The 17,040-nt window shown below is 67.2% G+C and carries 16 protein-coding genes; 9 read left to right on the top strand and 7 right to left on the bottom strand.

Features of this window, described 5'->3' with window-relative positions; genetic code table 11:
* Positions 1–143: 143 nt before the first annotated feature.
* The 3 genes from BRAS3809_RS13530 to BRAS3809_RS13525 all read right to left on the bottom strand — a co-directional run bounded on the left by BRAS3809_RS13530 (position 144) and on the right by BRAS3809_RS13525 (position 2,315).
* Entirely contained in the window at positions 144–1,073 is a 930-nt protein-coding gene (locus tag BRAS3809_RS13530) for an aspartyl/asparaginyl beta-hydroxylase domain-containing protein (protein ID WP_008962662.1), read from the bottom strand.
* Positions 1,074–1,286: 213 nt separating this feature from the next.
* Positions 1,287–1,442: a hypothetical protein gene (locus BRAS3809_RS36575; protein WP_008962661.1), complete on the bottom strand. Its 156-nt coding sequence runs from the start codon at positions 1,440–1,442 to the stop codon at positions 1,287–1,289.
* Between the two features lie 180 nt (positions 1,443–1,622).
* Entirely contained in the window at positions 1,623–2,315 is a 693-nt protein-coding gene (locus tag BRAS3809_RS13525) for a PilZ domain-containing protein (RefSeq protein ID WP_008962660.1), read from the bottom strand.
* 1,144 nt (positions 2,316–3,459) lie between these two features.
* On the opposite strand from BRAS3809_RS13525, the gene cpaB reads away from it, so the two are divergent.
* From cpaB to BRAS3809_RS13505, 4 genes are read left to right on the top strand one after another with little or no spacing between them, the layout of a single operon-like run.
* The gene (gene cpaB, locus BRAS3809_RS13520) at positions 3,460–4,269 is read left to right on the top strand and encodes a Flp pilus assembly protein CpaB (protein ID WP_008962659.1); all 810 of its coding nucleotides are present in this window, start codon (positions 3,460–3,462) and stop codon (positions 4,267–4,269) included.
* 17 nt (positions 4,270–4,286) lie between these two features.
* Positions 4,287–5,753: a type II and III secretion system protein family protein gene (locus BRAS3809_RS13515; RefSeq protein WP_035656257.1), complete on the top strand. Its 1,467-nt coding sequence runs from the start codon at positions 4,287–4,289 to the stop codon at positions 5,751–5,753.
* 33 nt (positions 5,754–5,786) lie between these two features.
* Positions 5,787–6,521 carry a CpaD family pilus assembly protein gene (locus BRAS3809_RS13510; protein ID WP_008962657.1) on the top strand — a complete coding sequence of 245 codons (735 nt, stop codon included), beginning with the start codon at positions 5,787–5,789 and terminating at the stop codon, positions 6,519–6,521.
* Positions 6,518–7,786, top strand: coding sequence for a CpaE/TadZ family protein (locus tag BRAS3809_RS13505; protein WP_008962656.1), 1,269 nt, complete (start codon positions 6,518–6,520; stop codon positions 7,784–7,786). The genes BRAS3809_RS13510 and BRAS3809_RS13505 overlap by 4 nt, the downstream gene beginning before the upstream one ends.
* 3 nt (positions 7,787–7,789) lie before the next feature.
* Here BRAS3809_RS13505 and BRAS3809_RS13500 read toward each other — a convergent pair whose 3' ends face one another.
* The 3 genes from BRAS3809_RS13500 to BRAS3809_RS13490 form a co-directional block, all read right to left on the bottom strand.
* A complete protein-coding gene (locus BRAS3809_RS13500) occupies positions 7,790–8,659 on the bottom strand; it encodes a tetratricopeptide repeat protein (RefSeq protein ID WP_008962655.1) in 870 nt (289 codons plus the stop codon).
* Positions 8,660–8,741: 82 nt separating this feature from the next.
* Positions 8,742–8,987, bottom strand: coding sequence for a PilZ domain-containing protein (locus BRAS3809_RS13495; RefSeq protein ID WP_035640658.1), 246 nt, complete (start codon positions 8,985–8,987; stop codon positions 8,742–8,744).
* Between the two features lie 121 nt (positions 8,988–9,108).
* Positions 9,109–11,031, bottom strand: coding sequence for an FAD-binding monooxygenase (locus BRAS3809_RS13490; RefSeq protein ID WP_008962653.1), 1,923 nt, complete (start codon positions 11,029–11,031; stop codon positions 9,109–9,111).
* Between the two features lie 102 nt (positions 11,032–11,133).
* On the opposite strand from BRAS3809_RS13490, the gene BRAS3809_RS13485 reads away from it, so the two are divergent.
* The 3 genes from BRAS3809_RS13485 (at position 11,134) to BRAS3809_RS13475 (ending at position 13,669) form a co-directional block, all read left to right on the top strand.
* Positions 11,134–11,592, top strand: coding sequence for a MarR family winged helix-turn-helix transcriptional regulator (locus BRAS3809_RS13485; protein WP_008962652.1), 459 nt, complete (start codon positions 11,134–11,136; stop codon positions 11,590–11,592).
* A gap of 135 nt (positions 11,593–11,727) precedes the next feature.
* Positions 11,728–12,069, top strand: coding sequence for a hypothetical protein (locus tag BRAS3809_RS13480; protein ID WP_240535669.1), 342 nt, complete (start codon positions 11,728–11,730; stop codon positions 12,067–12,069).
* A gap of 1 nt (position 12,070) precedes the next feature.
* Positions 12,071–13,669, top strand: a complete 1,599-nt coding sequence (locus BRAS3809_RS13475) for a peptidoglycan recognition protein family protein (RefSeq protein WP_008962650.1) — start codon at positions 12,071–12,073, stop codon at positions 13,667–13,669.
* Positions 13,670–13,698: 29 nt separating this feature from the next.
* On the opposite strand, the gene BRAS3809_RS13470 is transcribed toward BRAS3809_RS13475, so the two are convergent.
* Positions 13,699–15,390 (bottom strand): flavin-containing monooxygenase, encoded by a 1,692-nt coding sequence (locus tag BRAS3809_RS13470; protein WP_283805762.1) that lies wholly within the window; start codon positions 15,388–15,390, stop codon positions 13,699–13,701.
* Here BRAS3809_RS13470 and BRAS3809_RS13465 point away from each other — a divergent pair.
* Together BRAS3809_RS13465 and BRAS3809_RS13460 are read left to right on the top strand one after the other, a co-directional pair.
* On the top strand, positions 15,311–16,036 hold the full coding sequence (locus BRAS3809_RS13465; RefSeq protein WP_008962648.1) for a hypothetical protein: 726 nt from the start codon (positions 15,311–15,313) through the stop codon (positions 16,034–16,036). The two genes, BRAS3809_RS13470 and BRAS3809_RS13465, sit on opposite strands and share 80 nt — an antisense overlap.
* Before the next feature lie 185 nt (positions 16,037–16,221).
* Positions 16,222–16,953, top strand: a complete 732-nt coding sequence (locus BRAS3809_RS13460) for an alanyl-tRNA editing protein (RefSeq protein WP_008962647.1) — start codon at positions 16,222–16,224, stop codon at positions 16,951–16,953.
* Positions 16,954–17,040 lie beyond the last annotated feature (87 nt).

Here is a 17,040-nt window from a genome sequence, read left to right as displayed (position 1 = left end):
TGGAACAAGCCCGGGCATGACGGAGTAACTCATTGACAGGCTGGCTCGTCGCAACAGCTCAGCGAGCGGAGGTCGGATCAGAATCCGCATTTTGCGACCAAGAGCGGCGGATTACGCTGCGCTAATCCGCCCTACTCCGTACCTCACCGGAACGCCGACACCACGATTGCGCCGACGATGGCGACCGTCAGCGTGTACTTCGCCGCGTAGTACACGGTGCGGTTCCAGGCCTTCACCCTGCGGGTGGCCAGGTGAAACTCGTACAGCTTGCCGAACACCTTGTTCAGCACGCCGACATGCTCGCCCTCCACGTTCTGCGTCGCCGAGGCCTTGACGATGTGGTGGCTGACCCAGCGGTTGATGGCGGTCATGACTCCGAGCTTCATCGGGCGCTCGACGTCGCAGAACAGGATGATGCGGTTGACGTCGGTCGCATTCTCGGCGCTGTGGATGAAGGTCTCGTCGAACATGAAGGCCTCGCCATCGCGCCAGACGCAGGGCACGCCGTCGACCAGGATGCGGCACTTGTCGGAGTTCGGGGTGACGAGGCCGAGATGATAGCGCAGCGAGCCGGCGAAGGGATCGCGGTGGGCGCCGAGCTTGCCGCCGGGCGGCAGCATCGCGAACATCGCGCCATGGACGTTCGGGATCGAATCCAACAGCTCCACCGTCTTCGGGCACAGCGTGCGCGCCGACGGCAGGAAGTCGTCGTACCATTTCAGATAGAAGCGCTTCCAGCCGCTCTTGAAGAAGGAATAGAAGCCCCAGTCGTTGTTGGCGGCGGCGGCGCGGATGAAGCCCTCGTCGAACAGGCGCACCGCCTCCTCGCGGATGGTCTGCCAGTTGTCGGTCAGCTTCGAGAGCTCGGGAAACTGCTCGACCGGGATCACCGGCGTGTTGGGCACCGCCGAGCCGGCATACATCAGCACATTGTAGGGCGCGAGATAGGTGGAGTGATCGCCGAGCTGGCGGGCGAAGCGCAGCCGCTGCTTGCCGCGGAAGTGGACGTAGATGGTGGCCCCGATCAGCACGTAGAGGCCAATGAGCTGTGGCGCGAAAAGCTGTCTCAGCATACCCGATCCCCATGATCCGGCCGCTCAGAGTGCTCGCGCAGAACCGTGTCGCCCCGGTGGATGATCTCGACGACGGTGATCTGATACAGGCCGCAAGGCCTTACAATAACCGCATGTGCGGCCGGCTGCATCCCCTCGCCTGGGGGTTGTCAGCAAAAAGCTGAGTCGATGCGGTCCCACCGTGCCCAAGGGGCAACAGAGGGAACCGCAATGTCAGCCGCGCGCCAGCTCCTGCAGTCCCTTGAAGGTGAGCCGTTTGGGATCGCGGACACCGGCGAGATACATGCGCCTGACGGTGGCGGCCGCGGCGTCGCGATCGCAACCGGTCAGGACGACGATGGCATCGACGGCGGTCTTCTGGGCCTCCATGGGACTGGCTCCTGCTGGACAAGCGAACCCGGCGCAGATGAGGGTTCACGATGTCGCTTAACACCGCGTTAACCGTGCGACGGGCCTGCCAGTTCCATGCAATGATTCATCCGCTCGCCCAATACGCGAAACCGCGCATGGCCCGCGGCCGCGGCTGCCGGCGACTTCAAGCCGCCGCGGTCAGACCATGAAGAAGTCCTCCGGCGCCTCGGTCCGGCCATCATCGGCGTGCGCGACGAGCTTCTGCCGGGTCGGCCGGGTCGGCGGCGTGATGACGCGCTTCTCGAGCTCGGTGGTCGCCGACAGGGTGTCGACGAACTTGACGGCGAATCCGTCGGGAAAGTGCCGGACGACGCGGCCGACGCAACTGCCGACGGCGAGCGGCGTGCCGATCTCCGGCTGGATCTCCGCCGACACCGCGGCCCCCGACATCGACGCGTCGATCACGAAGCACGGAATGATGCTGCCATCCGCCAGCGTCAGCGCGGAGTGCGCCGAGCTCGGCACGAAGCGCGCTTCGCGGCGGGAATCGCGGATCGTCGGATCCTTCTGCTTCTTCTCCAGCCAGACCAGCTTCTCGGCGAGCTTGGCGCGCTCGGCGCGCGTCATCTCCAATTCGAGCAGGAAGCCGCCATGCACTGTGTCGCTGATCTCGCCTTCGAACTTGCCGAAGTCGCGGAAATACGAGGTCAGCCGGTCGCCGACCTTGCCGACCACGGGCACGTCGAGCAGCGCGCGAAACGGCGACACCCGCGTCGTGCGGCAGGCGAAGGAGCGCAGCTTGCCTTCCGGGTCATACCAGTTCGGCAGCGTGTAGGAGCCCGACGTCTGGATCCTCACCGCGCGCTGCTTCAGGAATCGGGCAACTGACATTGCACGTCTCCCCTCGTCCCTCTCGAATCCCCATGGCTGATCGCCCGGCCCCCGCCGCGGCTCATCGCGCTCAACACAATCTCTGCGTGTATTCTTGCGCGAACTAAATCACGTGAGACATCAGCCGTCATGGGCGGACCGTGCGCGCAAATTCCTAAGGAACCCTGAATCCCGAGATGGAATCCCGCCCAACGGAATCGTAGGGCGAACCGGTTTCCGCTTTCTGAAGATGCTGACCCGTCTGATTACGGGTAGCTGACAGACACGCAATCAACGGCTGCAGCTCGGCCAGACCGCTCGACGTGAAGCCAAGCCTGCTCCTGGAAGGTCGCTCTTCGCTCCTCCTTCGCTCCTCACCCTGAGGAGCCCGCCGCCGGCGGGCGTCTCGAAGGGCGAGGCCCCGGCCCGGGCCGCATGGTTCGAGACGGCGCATGCGCGCCTCCTCACCATGAGGGGCTGGCGCCGCGTGCGGCGCTGCCGGGCTAAAGGGAGCTGCAGCACCTCTGCTCCTCACCCTGAGGAGCCCGCCACAGGCGGGCGTCTCGAAGGGCGAGGCCCCTCCCTGCCTGGGCCGCATGGTTCGAGACGGCGCGTGCGCGCCTGCTCACCATGAGGGGCTGGCACCGCGTGCGGCGCTGCCGGGCTAAAGGGATGCACCACCTCTGCTCCTCACCCTGAGGAGCCCGCCGCAGGCGGGCGTCTCGAAGGGCGAGGCCCCTGCCCGGGCCGCATGGTTCGAGACGGCGCGTGCGCCTCGCCACCATGAGGGGGCTGGCACCGCGTGCGGCGCTGCAGATGCGACTCTCACGCATAATCCTATCCGCATGACGCGCTTAGCAAAGGATTCAGCTTAACGATTTTCGCCTGATGCAGCGGCGCAACTCGCCGCGCGATTCGAACGCGCCTGCACCAACCGCCGCGCGCAAGCGGGCTTCGCGCAAATAGCTAACACATTCGCGGCGTTTCAAGATTCGCACGCTAACAACCTGTTCACCACTTGCGCAATCACCGCTTGGGCCGGAGATCGCGGAGCGCGGCGTTCAAGTCTGCTTATACCATTGGCGCTTAGTCGTTAGTCAGGGAGAACCGCCGACCGCAGGCCTGCGTGTAGTTCCCGATGGATGAGTAGAAAGTAGTTCCGCTGATGATGACCGCACGCATCGTGGTGTTAACCATCGCTCTCGGCGCCGGTGGCGTTGCGGCCTACCTGGTCAGCAGTTCCGAGAGCCAGCAGCCGGCGCCGGTCGCGCCCGTCGTGCAGCTGCCGACCGTCGAGGTGCTGGTGGCGAAGGCCGATATCGGCCTCGGACAGGCGATCAAGCCGGGCGACCTGATCTGGCAGACCTGGCCGGAGGCCGCGAGCAACATCTTCATTCGCCGCGGCGACCGGCCCGACGCCGCCAATCAGCTGGTCGGCTCGATCGCGCGCGCGCCGTTCGTGATCGGCGAGCCGATCCGCGAGCAGAAGCTGGTCAAGTCGGACGGCTCCGGCTTCATGGCGGCGATCCTGCCCGCGGGCATGCGCGCCATCTCCACCGAGATTTCGGCGGAGACCGGCGCCGGCGGCTTCATCCTGCCGAACGACCGCGTCGACGTGATCCTGTCGAAGCGCGACAAGAATCCGGACAAGCCGGGTGCCGCCGACACCGTCAGCTCCGAGATCATTCTCTCCAACGTGCGCGTGCTGGCGATCGACCAGGCGCCGAAGGAGAAGGAAGGCCAGAACGCGGTGCTCGGCAAGACGGTGACGCTCGAGCTCAAGCCCGAGCAGGCCGAGACGCTGGCGCGGGCGCGACAAGCCGGCAGCCTGGCGCTGGCGCTGCGCAGCATCGCCGACATCAATGCGCCCGACACCGGCAAGGCCGAGACCGAGCAGCAGCAGATGGCGCGGCGGGGCAACGCCATCGAGATCATTCGCTACGGGATCACGAGCTCGCTCACGGCGCAGAAGTGATGAGAAGGACGGGGACGATGATGGGTGGGGATCAACGCAAGAACATGGGAGCGTGGCTGGTGCGCGCGCTCTCCCTATCGGCGGCCGTCGCCCTGGCGCTGAATCCGGCGCTGGCGCCGGTGAAGGCGGCCGAGGACAGGGATGCGCCGACGGTGTCGGTCGGCTCGTCGAAGGTGCACTATCTCTCGCTCGGCATCGGCAAATCGGTCGTGGTCGACTTCCCGCAGGAGGTCAAGGACGTGCTGGTGGCCGATCCGAAGATCGCCAACGCGGTGGTGCGATCGGCGCGGCGCGCCTACATCATCGGCGCGGCGGTCGGCCAGACCAACGTGGTGTTCTTCGACGGCGAGGGCCAGCAGGTCGCGGCCTATGACATCGCCATCAAGCGCGATCTCAACGGCGTGCGCCAGGCGCTCAGCCAGAGCATTCCCGGCGTCAAGATCGACGGCGTCGGCGACGGCGTGATCCTGACCGGCTCGGTGTCGAGCCCGGTCGAGGCGCAGCAGGCCGGCGAGATCGCCGCGCGCCTGGTCGGTGGTGCCGACAAGGTCGTCAACTCCATCGTCGTGCGCGGCCGCGACCAGGTGATGCTGAAGGTCAACGTCTCCGAGGTCCGGCGCGAGATCGTCAAGCAGCTCGGCATCGATCTCAGCGCCAGCATGACCTACGGCACCGCGGTGGTGAACTTCAACAACAGCAATCCGTTCACGGCCTATGGCAAGTCGCTGGTCGCCGGCAACGGCATGAACATCACCGGCGGCGGCCTGTCGTCGGTGTCGGCGACGATGCGGGCGATGGAGACGGCGGGCGTCGTCAAGACGCTGGCCGAGCCGAACCTGACCGCGATCTCGGGCGAGTCGGCGACCTTCATCGCCGGCGGCGAGTTTCCGATCCCCGGCGGCTATGCCTGCGATCCCAAGACGGGACTCTGCAACACCTCGGTCCAGTTCAAGAAGTTCGGCATCTCGCTGAATTTCACCCCGGTCGTGCTCAGCGAGGGCCGCATCAGCCTGCGCGTGATGACCGAGGTGTCGGAGCTGTCGAACGACAACGCGATCACCGTGTCCTACGCGCTCAGCGCCGGCCAGAACTCCTCGGTCACGATCCCCGCGATCCGCACGCGGCGGGCCGAGACCACGCTGGAGATTCCCTCCGGCGGCTCGATGGCCATGGCCGGGCTGATCCAGAACCAGACCAAGCAGGCGATCAACGGCCTGCCCGGGCTCAATCAGCTGCCGGTGCTCGGCCAGCTGTTCCGCAGCCAGGACTACGTCAACAACGAGACCGAGCTGATGGTGCTGGTGACGCCCTATGTGGTGCGCGCCGTCGCGCAGAAGGAGCTGTCGCGGCCGGATGACGGCTTCGCGCCGGCGACTGACTCGGAGTCGGCGCTGCTCGGCCGCATGAACCGGCTCTACGGCGTCGCCGCCAAGGTCGACGCCGTGACCGGGCAGCCGGCCGGCTTCGGCTTCATCATCGACTGAGACGGCGGGATCAGGGGCACGGGGGATCGGATCATGACGGGATCATCTGCAGACAGGCGGCGCGCAGCGGCTCGCCTCGGCGCGCTGGCGGGGCTGGCGCTGACGCTCGGCGCCTGCAACTCCACCAGCGGCGAGGTCGTGGCGACCATCCCGGATGACTACAAGATCCGGCATCCGATCGCGATCGAGGAAGGTCGGCAGTCGATCGTCGTGTTCATCGGCAGCGGACGCGGCGGCCTGACCGGGCCGCAGCGCGCCGATGTCGCGGGCCTGGCGCGCTCCTGGCAGCGCGAAGGCACCGGCGCCATTGTCGCCGATGTGCCGGAGGGGACGCCGAATGCGCGCGCCGCGGCCGACGCCTATCGCGAGATCCATGCCATGCTGACCGAAGGCGGCGTGCCGTCGCGCGCGATCACGATGCGCCACACGATGCCCGATGATCCGCGCCAGCTCGCCGTCATCCGGCTGAGCTATCCGAAGATCGCCGCCGTCGCCGGTCCCTGCGGGCTGTGGCCGGACGATCTCGGGCCGAACATCAACAATCCCGGCTACAGCAGCAACCAGCACTATCAGAACTTCGGCTGCGCCACGCAGCGCAATCTCGCCGCCATGATCGACAATCCGGCCGATCTCGAGCAGCCGCGCTCCGAGACCGCGGCCTACACGCCGCGCCGCTCCGCGCTGTTCGAGAAGTACCGCAAGGGCGAATCGACGGCGGTGACCTATCCGGAGACCGAGAAGGCCAAGCTCAGCGATACAGGCAAATGATCAACGCGTCCCCTCACAGCCAGGATGAGCAGCCGGCGCCGGGCGGCCCGGTGCTCGACGACCACATCGCGCCGGTCCCCCGCGTCTCGGTGCAGGCGTTCACCGAGACCGACCAGACCTCGTCCGCGGTGCTCGCGGCGAGCCAGGACCGAAGGCTCGGCAAGGCGCACATCACGATCAAGGCGGGCGGCATGGCGCGCGCCATCGAGACCTATCACTCGCAGCCGACGCCCAACGTCATCGTGATCGAGACCAAGCCGGGCGGCGACATCATCGGCGGCCTCGACGATCTCGCCAGCGTCTGCGATCCCGGCACCCGCGTGGTGCTGATCGGCAGCATGAGCGACGGCGTCGCCTATCGCGAGCTGGTGCGCCGCGGCGTCAACGACTACGTCATCGGCCCGGTCGAGACCATCGACGTGATCCGCTCGATCTGCAGCCTGTTCTCGGCCTCCGAGGCGGTCATCACCGGCCGCATCATCGCCGTGGTCGGCGCCAAGGGCGGCGTCGGCGCGTCGACGGTGGCGCACAACGTCGCCTGGAGCATGGCGCGCGACCTGACGCTGGACTCCGTGGTGATCGATCTCGACATGGCGTTCGGCACCGCCGGCCTCGACTACAACCAGGATCCCCTGCAAGGCATCGCCAACGCGATCTTCCAGCCGGATCGGCCGGATACCGCGCTGATGGAGCGCCTGCTCGCCAAATGCACCGAACATCTCAACCTGCTGGCCGCGCCGGCGACGCTCGACCGCGTCTATGATTTCGGCGCGGAGGCGTTCGACGCGATCTTCGATACGCTGCGGCTGACGCAGCAATGCATCGTGCTCGACGTACCGCACCAATGGTCGGCCTGGACGCGGCATGCGCTGATCAACGCCGACGACATCCTGGTCGTCGCCGAGCCCGATCTCGCCAACCTGCGCAACGCCAAGAACCTGCTCTCCGTGCTCAAGGCGTCGCGGCCGAACGACCGGCCGCCGCTGTACTGCCTCAACCAGGTCGGCATGCCCAAGCGGCCGGAGATCGACCTCAAGCGCTTCGCCAAGACGGTGGAGGCCGAACCGGTCGCGGTGATCCCGTTCGACTGCAAGCTGTTCGGCACCGCCGCCAACAACGGCCAGATGATCGCCGAGATCGCCGCCCTCAGCCGCACGCCGAAGCTGTTCAAGGAGATCGCGAACCGGCTGACCGGACGGGTCGAGCCGCGGCCGCAGCGCGGCTCGCTGCTGGCGCCGATCGCCAAGCTGCTCGGCGCCAAATAGCGCTCAGTCGTCGGACCGGCTCAGCGCCTTCGCCAGCGCCTTGTCCGGCTGCCCCGCGACGGGCCGGTCGTGGCGCGGCGACAGCTCGCGCTGGGCGATCTGCCGGCGTACCAGGATCTTCTTCACATAGGCGACGTTGGCATTGGCCTGCTCGGGCGGCAGGCCTGTTCGCGCAATGCTCTCGGCCTCGCTCATGCGGCCCTGCAGGCCAACGATGACGGCGAGATTGGTGCGGACGCGCGGGCTGGCGTCGGGATTGGCGGCCGCCTTGCGCAGCTGCTCCTCGGCCTTCGGCAATTCGTTGGAGAGCGCGTAGGACAGGCCGAGATTGGACAGCACGGAGGGGTCGTCCGGCGCGATCTTCAGCGCGGTCATGTAGTACTGCCGCGCCTCTTCGTTGCGCCCCATCTGGTCGAGCGTGGCGCCCTGCGCCGAGAGGATGCGCCAGTCGGGGTCCTCCGGCGAATGCGCCCGGCTCAGCACGTCGAAGGCCTGCTGGAAATTGCCGTTGTCGGCGAGCGCGCGGCCGTAGGCAGCCAGCAGCGCCCGGTTGCCGGGATTGGCGATGGTCGCCTGCTCCAGCACCGCCACCGCCTGCGAGCGCTGCCCGGTGGCGCGCAATGCGCTGCCGTAGCGCACCGCAATCTCAGGATCGTTCGGGGTGGCGCGGAAGCGCTCGCGCAACTGGTCGAGCTCGGCACGCGGGTCGGACGCGGCCGCGGCCGGCTTTTCGGACTTGCCGCCGAGCGCGCCGGTGATGTCGCCGAGGTCGGTGGTCTGGCAAGCCCCGAGGCCGAACAGCACCACGGTGAAGGACAGCGCAAACGCGGCCGGCCGCAACAAGGGACGAGAGCTGGAGGGCCGTGAACGCATGCAACTGAACTACTTCGGGACCGATGCCAGGCACGCTGGCAGATTAACCCTAAGGTCCCGTTAAGCGCGGCGCGGCCGCGCCTCAATCGATGAATTCGGCGCCGAACTCGCAGCCGATGCGCCAGGCCAGCCGGCACTTGCGCTGGTGATCCGGCGCGAACACGATCGTGAACTGCGGCGGGATCTCGACGAACTCGGCGACCACCTTGACGCCGCCATCGGAAATATCCGTGACCGTACAATCCCGCGGCAGGCTGCCATTGCCATAGTGGATCTTCGCGATCCTCCTGCACAGCCGACGCTCGCTCTTACGACGGTTCGCCAACATCAACATTTCGAGGCACCCACTCAATCGTCCATCCGGAGCGAGCACCGTAGCGGCGAAACATTGGGATCTGGCTAGCGCAAGCCCCGGAAATCCGGAGCTGCGATTGACAATTCGTTTACGATCAGGCGGCCTTCAGCATGAAGCCGTCGAAATAGGCAACCAGCCGGCCGTGGTCGTCCAGCGGCATGATGTCGGCGACATATTGATCCGGCCGCACGATCACGAGGCAGCCGCTCGCGCGATCGATGCCGCGCAGCGCGTAGATGTCCTGGCCGCTCCTCGGATCGGCACAGAACATCTTCTCATAGTCGATCAGGCCGTAGCGGCCCTTCCTCGGCAGCAGCAGCGCCGGCATCTTCTCGAGCGCGAGCGCGCGATGATCCTGCTGGAACACGGCGCGCAGGTCGATCACGGAATCGATGTCGGCTCCGGCCGGCGTCGAGCGGCGCACGGGAGAGGCCGCATCCTCGCCGAGAAATTCGCACAGGCGGCGGATGGCGGAGCCCGGGGCCGCGGGATCCTCGGCGCCGGCGAAGGCGAACAGGCGGAAGCGGCCGTCGGCCTGGACGACGTGGCCGAGCTGCACCGGCTTGGCGTCGCCGAGACGGATCACCGGCGCGGAATGAAAGCGCTTGCCGATGACGAGTCCGGTGGCGAGCGGCTGGAAGGTGTCGTCACCGGTCAGCAGCGAGGGCCGATACTGCGTCGCCGTGCCCGCGGTGTAGCGGCCATGCCGGACGAAATAATCCTGCGTCCTGGCGGCATCCGCGCCGCCCTGCTTGGCGGCGGACGCGAGGATCCCCGACCATTCGCGGTCGAAATCGATCAGCTCCTGCGCGATTGCCTGGCGCTCGGCCGAGTAGCTGTGCAAAAGCTCCGGCGGACAGCGTCCGCCCAGGACCGCAGCGAGCTTCCAGCCGAGATTGAACGTGTCCTGCATCGAGACGTTCATGCCCTGCCCTGCCTTCGGGCTGTGGGTGTGGCAGGCGTCGCCGGCGATGAATACGCGCGGCAGGCGGGTCGCGACCTCCGCCTCCGGCACGTCGTCGAACTTGTCGGTGATGCGCTGGCCGATCTCATAGACCGACCACCACGCGACCTCCTTCACCTCGAGCGTATACGGCGCGAGGATCCGCTTGGCCTTGGCGATCACCTCCTCGACACTGATGTTGCGGCCGGCGACGCGCTCGCCGACCTCCAGCTTGGCGAGCTCGACATAGAGCCGCACCAGGTAGCCGCCCTCGCGCGGGATCACCAGCAGGCTGCCGTCGTGAGCCGATTGGATCAGCGACTTGAAGCGGATGTCGGGGAAATCGGTCACGGCGAGCACGTCCATCACGCCCCAGGCGTGGTTGGCGGAATCGCCGTGCAGCTCGCGGCCGATCGCCTTGCGCACCACGCTGCGGGCGCCGTCGCAGCCGACCACGTAGCGCGCTCTGATGGTCTCGACCTGGCCTTCATGCTCCTGATCGATGCGATCAAAGCTGACGGTCACGCCGTGCGCACCGGCAGCGGCGGTCGTATCGATCGTGAGGTCGCGCAGCCGCCGCGAATAGTGCGGCTCGAGCTTGTTCGCCGAACGGCGCATCACATCGAGGAAGAAGTCGTGCACGCGGGCCTGGTTGAGCACGACATGCGGCATCTCCGACAGGCCGTCCTCGACATCCTGTACGCGGCCGCTGCGCGCGATCCGCGCCGTATCGCGGTCATCGGGCTTCCAGAACGTGGTCTCGTTGATCCAGCAGGCCTCCCGCAGCACCTTCTCGGCGAAGCCATAGGCGTTGAACATCTCCATGGTGCGGCAAGCGATGCCGTCGGCCTGGCCGAGCAGCAGCCGCCCGGGCTTCTGCTCGACGATGCAGGTCCTGATGTCGGGAAAGGCCGAGAGCTGGGCGGCGAGGTTGAGGCCGGCCGGGCCGCAGCCGACGATGAGGACGTCGACCTCCGGGGGCAGCGCGCCGGCCGCACCGGAGCTCGCCACCCGCTCGGTTGAATCGAAGATCTCGGGATCGCCCGGCTGGAAGCCGTTGAGATGAAACTGCATGTGACCGCCCTCCCGCGCTCGTCGTTATTGATCAGTATGCTGATCATCAGTATGCTTGTCAAGCAAGCGAGAGGAGATTCGAGGGTGACCGAAATGCGGGACATGCCGGGCCATCTGGCGCGCCGGTTTCAGCAGATCGCGGTGGCGGTGTTCCTGGCAGAGGTGGAGGCGGCAGGCTTCGACCTGACGCCGGTGCAGTATGCGGCGCTGGCGGCCATCGCGGCCAATCCGGCGATCGACCAGATCACCCTCGCCGGCCTGATCGCCTACGACCGCACCACCATCACCGGGGTGATCGACCGGCTTGCGCAGAAGAACCTGGTCGTCCGCCGCGCGAGTGCGCGCGACCGAAGGTCACGCGAGCTCCTGATCACCGAGGAAGGCCGGCGCACGCTCGAGGCGATCACGCCAGCCGTCGAGGCCGCGCAGCGGCTCATGGTGCGCGGTCTCACCAGGACCGAGGCCCGCGAGTTGATCCGCCTGATGCAGAAAGCCATCGCCGCCGGCAACGAGCTCAGCCGCGCGCCGCTGCGTGAGGGAGCCGGCCCGGAGCGGCAGTGATCCCTCGAAGCCGATCTCCGGAGCAGCCGGGCTCTGCCAGCCGATCGTGGATCGTGGCTGATTGCGGGATATGCACTCCCCCCGGCACGAGCTGCGCGCCTGCCGCCCTGTATCCTCACTATATCCTCTGGCACATTGACCGACCGATCGGCCCCGCTACGCTTTTTGCAATTGCGACTGGTCCATATTGCAATTCATTGCGGGGAGCGGCTCATCACGATGACCTCCGACACGTCAGCGGATCTCCACGACGAGAATGATGCCGACTGCTGTCTTTGCGGCGTCGAGCACATCGAGGATGAGTTCACCTCGGACGACCAGCTGCCGCCCTCCATCGGCGGCATCAGGATCGAGGTCGCGGCCGACATCGACCCCGATGACGGCGACGAAGATCACGTCGATGGATGCGATCTCGAGGTCCAATTCGACGAACTGACGAGCGACGCGGAATTGCCCGCCGCGATCGGAGGAGTCTGAGATGGTCTTCTCGCTCACCTGGCTTGCCGAAGTTCTCGAAGATGCGGGCCTCAAGGTTGCCGAGCAGCCGGGATGGCGCTCGCGTGGCCGCGCCGAGATGGGCACGGTCAAGGGCGTGATCTGCCATCACACGGCGGGCCCTGGGCCGGACAAGGGCGTGATGCCGAGCCTCGGCATTATCACCAATGGCCGGCCCGATCTCGCGGGCCCACTGGCGCAGCTCGGCCTTGGACGCGACGGAACGTACTTCATCGTCGCTGCCGGACGCTGCAATCATGCCGGCGTCGGCATGTGGCAGGGCCTGCGCAACGGCAATGAAAACTTCATCGGCATCGAGGCCGAGAACTCCGGCACCGCCAATGATCCGTGGCCTGCCGTGCAGCTCGACGCCTATCGCCGCGGGGTCGCCGCGATCCTCAAGAAGATCAACGCCGATCCCGTGATGTGCTGCGGCCACAAGGAGTACGCGCTGCCTCCCGGCCGCAAGGATGATCCGACATTCGACATGAACGAGTTCCGGTCACAGGTGGCCGCCATTCTCGCGGGCACGGCTCCTGCGCCGATCATCATTCCGTCGATCGACGAGGAGAAGCGCCCGACCTTGCGGCGAGGCGCCCGTGGCGATCTCGTCCGGCAATTGCAGAATGATCTCAGGATCGAGAAGATCGACGGCATCTTCGGCGCCGGCACCGAGGCCGCGCTGCGCGAATTCCAACGCCAGCACAACATGGTGCCGGACGGGATCGCGGGTCCAAAGACCTGGGCGGCGCTCGATGCATCGCCGGGCCCCGCACTTCCCCCGTCACCACCTCCGGCAAACGCGCCTGACATTCAGATGCTCGCAGCTCGCGCGGCCGGTCCGAGCTCGATCGACGAGCTGAAACAGATGGCCGCAAACAGCCCGGTCACGCGCATCAACTGGCGGGACCGGGGCGCCGCGCCGAAGGGCTACGTCGTGGGCATGGCGCTGACCTTCGGCCGCGTCTATCACAAGTTCAAATCCGGCGACGCCGCCGCGCTGGACATGGCGCGCAAATCCTCCGGCAACGTCAATCGCGACGCCCTCGCCTGGTACAACGACATCTTCACCGCGGCCGGCATGAGCAACGCCGCCGACGGCGCCGAGACGTTGCGGCATCTCTTCGTGCTGATGTTCGGGCTCGGCATGCGCGAGAGCTCCGGCCATTATTGCGAAGGGCGCGACGTGACGGCCGACAACATGACGGCGGATACGGCCGAGGCCGGCCTGTTCCAGATGAGCTTCGACGCCAATCGCGCGAGCCCGCTGCTCGGGCAGATCTTCGCCAGGTACAAGGCCAGCCCGTCGGGTTTCCTCGCCGATTTCAGCGTCGGCGTGCATTGCAGCTCCGGCAATCTCGAGAATTTCGGCTCCGGCGACGGGCTCGACTTCCAGCGGCTCTGCAAGCAGTGCCCCGCCTTCGCGGTCGAATACGCCGCGGTCGCGCTGCGGCACATCCGCAAGCATTGGGGACCGATCAACCGCAAGAAGGCGGAGATCCGCGCCGAATGCGACGCCTTGCTGGCCCAGGTCGCAACCGCGATCGACAGCAATCCGGCGCTCGGGCCGGCCCTGCAGTAGATGACGGCTGAGACCGGCGGCGGCGCCGCTCACGAATACCGCATCACGCCGTCGTCGACCTTGCCGAAGCGCAGCGAGACGATGTCGAGCGCGTAGTTCTGGTACAGCCGCCACGGCCGCTTCGAGCCCTGCTTCGGCATGTCGGCAATCGACCGCTGCACATAGCCGGAGCTGAAGTTCAGCGACGGCAGCGGCGTGACCGTGGTGTCGTCATTGTGCGGCACGCATTGGCGGTAGCCGTGCCGGTCCATGTAGTTGATGAGACGGCAGACATATTCGCAGGTGAGGTCGCATTTCAGCGTCCAGGACGCGTTGGTGTAGCCGAGCGTCGCCGCCAGGTTCGGCACGTCCGAATACATCATGCCCTTGTAGTTGAGCGTCTTGGCGAAATCGACCGTGCGGCCGTCGACAACGACCTCGACGCCGCCGAGCACCTGCAGGACGAGCCCGGTCGCGGTGACGACGACGTCGGCATCGAGCTCGCGGCCGTCCGACAGGCGCAGGCCGCGCTCGGTGAAGGTCTCGATCCCGCCGGTCACCACCGAGGCGCGCTGCTCGCGGATGGTCTTGAACAGGTCGCCGTCCGGCACCAGGCACAGCCGCTGGTCCCAGGGATTGTAGCGCGGCGTGAAATGGGTGGCGACGTCGTAGTCGGCGCCGAGCGCGGCGCGCACGCCGCTCAGGATCAGCTGCTTGACCCGCTCCGGCTTGCGCCGGCTGAGCTGGAAGAAATACATCCCGAACAGCACGTTGCGCCAGCGGATCAGGTGATAGGCGAGGCTCGCCGGCAGATGCCGGCGCAGCTTGTTGGCGAGCGCGTCCTGCGCCGGGCGCGACACCACATAGGTCGGCGAGCGCTGCAGCATCGTGACATGCGCGGCGGTCCTGGCCATCGCCGGCACCAGCGTCACCGCGGTCGCGCCGGAGCCGATCACGACGACGCGCTTGCCGGCATAGTCGAGATCCCCAGGCCACGCCTGCGGATGCACGATGCGGCCCTTGAAGTCGGCCATGCCCTTGAAGTCGGGCAGATAGCCACTCTCATAACGGTAGTAGCCGGAGCACATGAACAGGAAACCGCAGGTGATGAGCACCCTCTCGGTCGCGCCCTGCCCGGTCTGCCGCTCCGCCTCGACCGTCCAGCGCGCCTCGCTGCTCGACCAGGACGCCCTGATGACGCGATGATTGAAGCGGATATGACGGTCGATGCCGTTCTCCGTCGCGGTATCCCGGACATATTTCAGGATCTGCGGCCCGTCGGCGATCGCCTTCGGGTCGGTCCACGGCTTGAACGAATAGCCCAGCGTGTACATGTCGCTGTCGGAGCGGATGCCGGGATAGCGGAACAGATCCCAGGTGCCGCCGATGGCGCCGCGCCCCTCCAGGATCGCGAACCGCTTGCCCGGGCATTTGTGCTGCAGATGATAGGCGGCGGCGATGCCGGACAGTCCGGCGCCGACGATCAGCACGTCGACATGCTCTGTTGACATGAGGCGGTCCCGGCGTTCCCTGACACGAGCATCTTGCGTCTCGCGGCGGACAGTCGCAACCCTGCGCGCCGCTGTCAAATCGACGGCGCCTTCGCATTCGATCAACCCTCCTGCTCTATCAAGAGGGTCACCCTTGGACGGACCTCTCTTGATGAACGGCCCCTCTCCGCAGCAAGACACGCCCGGCACCGACGGAGGCCGGGACCGCGGCAGCGCGCAGGCCCGGCGCATCGCGCTCGGCTTCACGCTCACCGCGATCGCGCTGGCCGGCTGGTCGCTGTTTCCGAGCTTTCCGGCCGGTCAGCTGATCGCGGTCGTCACCGCCCTTCCGCTGCTTGCGCTGATCCTCACCTTGCGTTTTCCCGGCCGGTTCCGCATCGGCCTGGGGACGGGCTATGGCGCCAATCTCGGCACCGGCTGCATCGTGGCCGCCGGCACGCTTGCCGCGCGCACGCTGTCGGACATCAACCTCGTCCGCTGGCTGCCCCTGACGGCATTCGCCATCGCGGTCGCGGTCGTGTTCCTGATCGTCGCCATCAGGTTCGAGACGCAATTGCGCCGGCGCGGCTGGCGGCTGCTGCTCGCCGCAATCTTCGTCGGTGCCTATGCCTTCGGCGCGCTCGGCCAGTTCAACACCGCGCTCGACCGCTCGGCGCCGGCGCTGCTGCGCAGCCGCGTACTGGCCAAGCATCTCGGCCACAGCCGGCTCGCGGCGCATCAGGTGACGCTGGAGGCGTGGGGTCCGTTCGCGGCGGCCACCGACGCGCATGTGGCGCAGCCGCTATACGAGCGGCTGCAGCCCGGCGACACCGTCTGCCTGCGCCTCGGCGACGGCGCGTTCGGCATGGCGTGGTTCACGGTCGCGGCGTGCCGGTGAGGCGCGGCGCGTTGCGTGGATGAGGGACGCTGCTTAAAGTCCGTGGCCCACATGAGCGACTTGTCCGCCGAAGCCCTTCGGGCGAAGGCGAAAGCGACATGCGGGGTCACATGCGCTATCTCGGTGAACCCGGATGTCGCTGCGCTCATCCGGGCTACGACAGCTATGACAGCGAACCGTTTCGCATGACCGATGCCCTGCCCCGCCCTTTCGCCGTCGATCATCCCGACGTGCTCGCGCTCGACCTCGCCGCGCTGGACGCGCGCCCCGGCGCCGTGCTGCTGGCGCACTCGCCGTTCTATCCCGGCGGCGGCGGGCAGCTGCCCGACCGCGGCACGCTCGCGTGGAACGGAATCGTTCGCGTCGTCACCGGGCTCGAGCCGACGGCGGATGGCATCTGGCACCTGTTCGGCGACGACCTGGAGACGTCCGGGACCGTCACGCTCCGCGTCGACGCCGCCTTCCGCCAGCGGATGTGCGAGCAGCACACGGTGGCGCATCTCGTCAACAGCGCCGTCTACACGCTGTTCGACGGCGCGCTGCTGACCGGCGTGCGCATGACCGACACGGACGAGTTCAGCGTCGATTTCGACCTGCCGAAGGTCGCGCCGGAGCAATTGCGCGCGGTGGAGGACGCGGTCAATGCCGCGATCGCCGACGACCGCCCGGTGCGCGCCTTCGACATGGACTATGACGCCGCGCAAGCCACCGCCGGCCTGTTCCGCGCCAAATCCGTCGCCCCGCCGCGCCAGGCCAATGGCCTGATCCGCATCGTCGACATCGACGGCCTCGACCGCCAGGCGTGCGGCGGCACGCACCTGGTCTCGACGGCGCGGGCGCGGCGGATCCGGATTCTCAAGGTGGACAACAAGGGCCGCCAGAACCGGCGCCTGAGGATCGGGCTCGCCAGCGAGTAGCAACCGCCCGCGTAGCCCGGATGAGCGCAGCGACATCCGGGGTCTCACGCGCTCTCTCGCTGTGCGCGCGGTGACCAGAGACGGCCA

It is taken from the genome of Bradyrhizobium sp. STM 3809, from assembly GCF_000239795.1.
Lineage (GTDB): Bacteria > Pseudomonadota > Alphaproteobacteria > Rhizobiales > Xanthobacteraceae > Bradyrhizobium.
The sequence above is the reverse complement of the archived record's forward strand: the minus strand, read 5'-3'. Positions and strand labels throughout refer to the sequence as shown.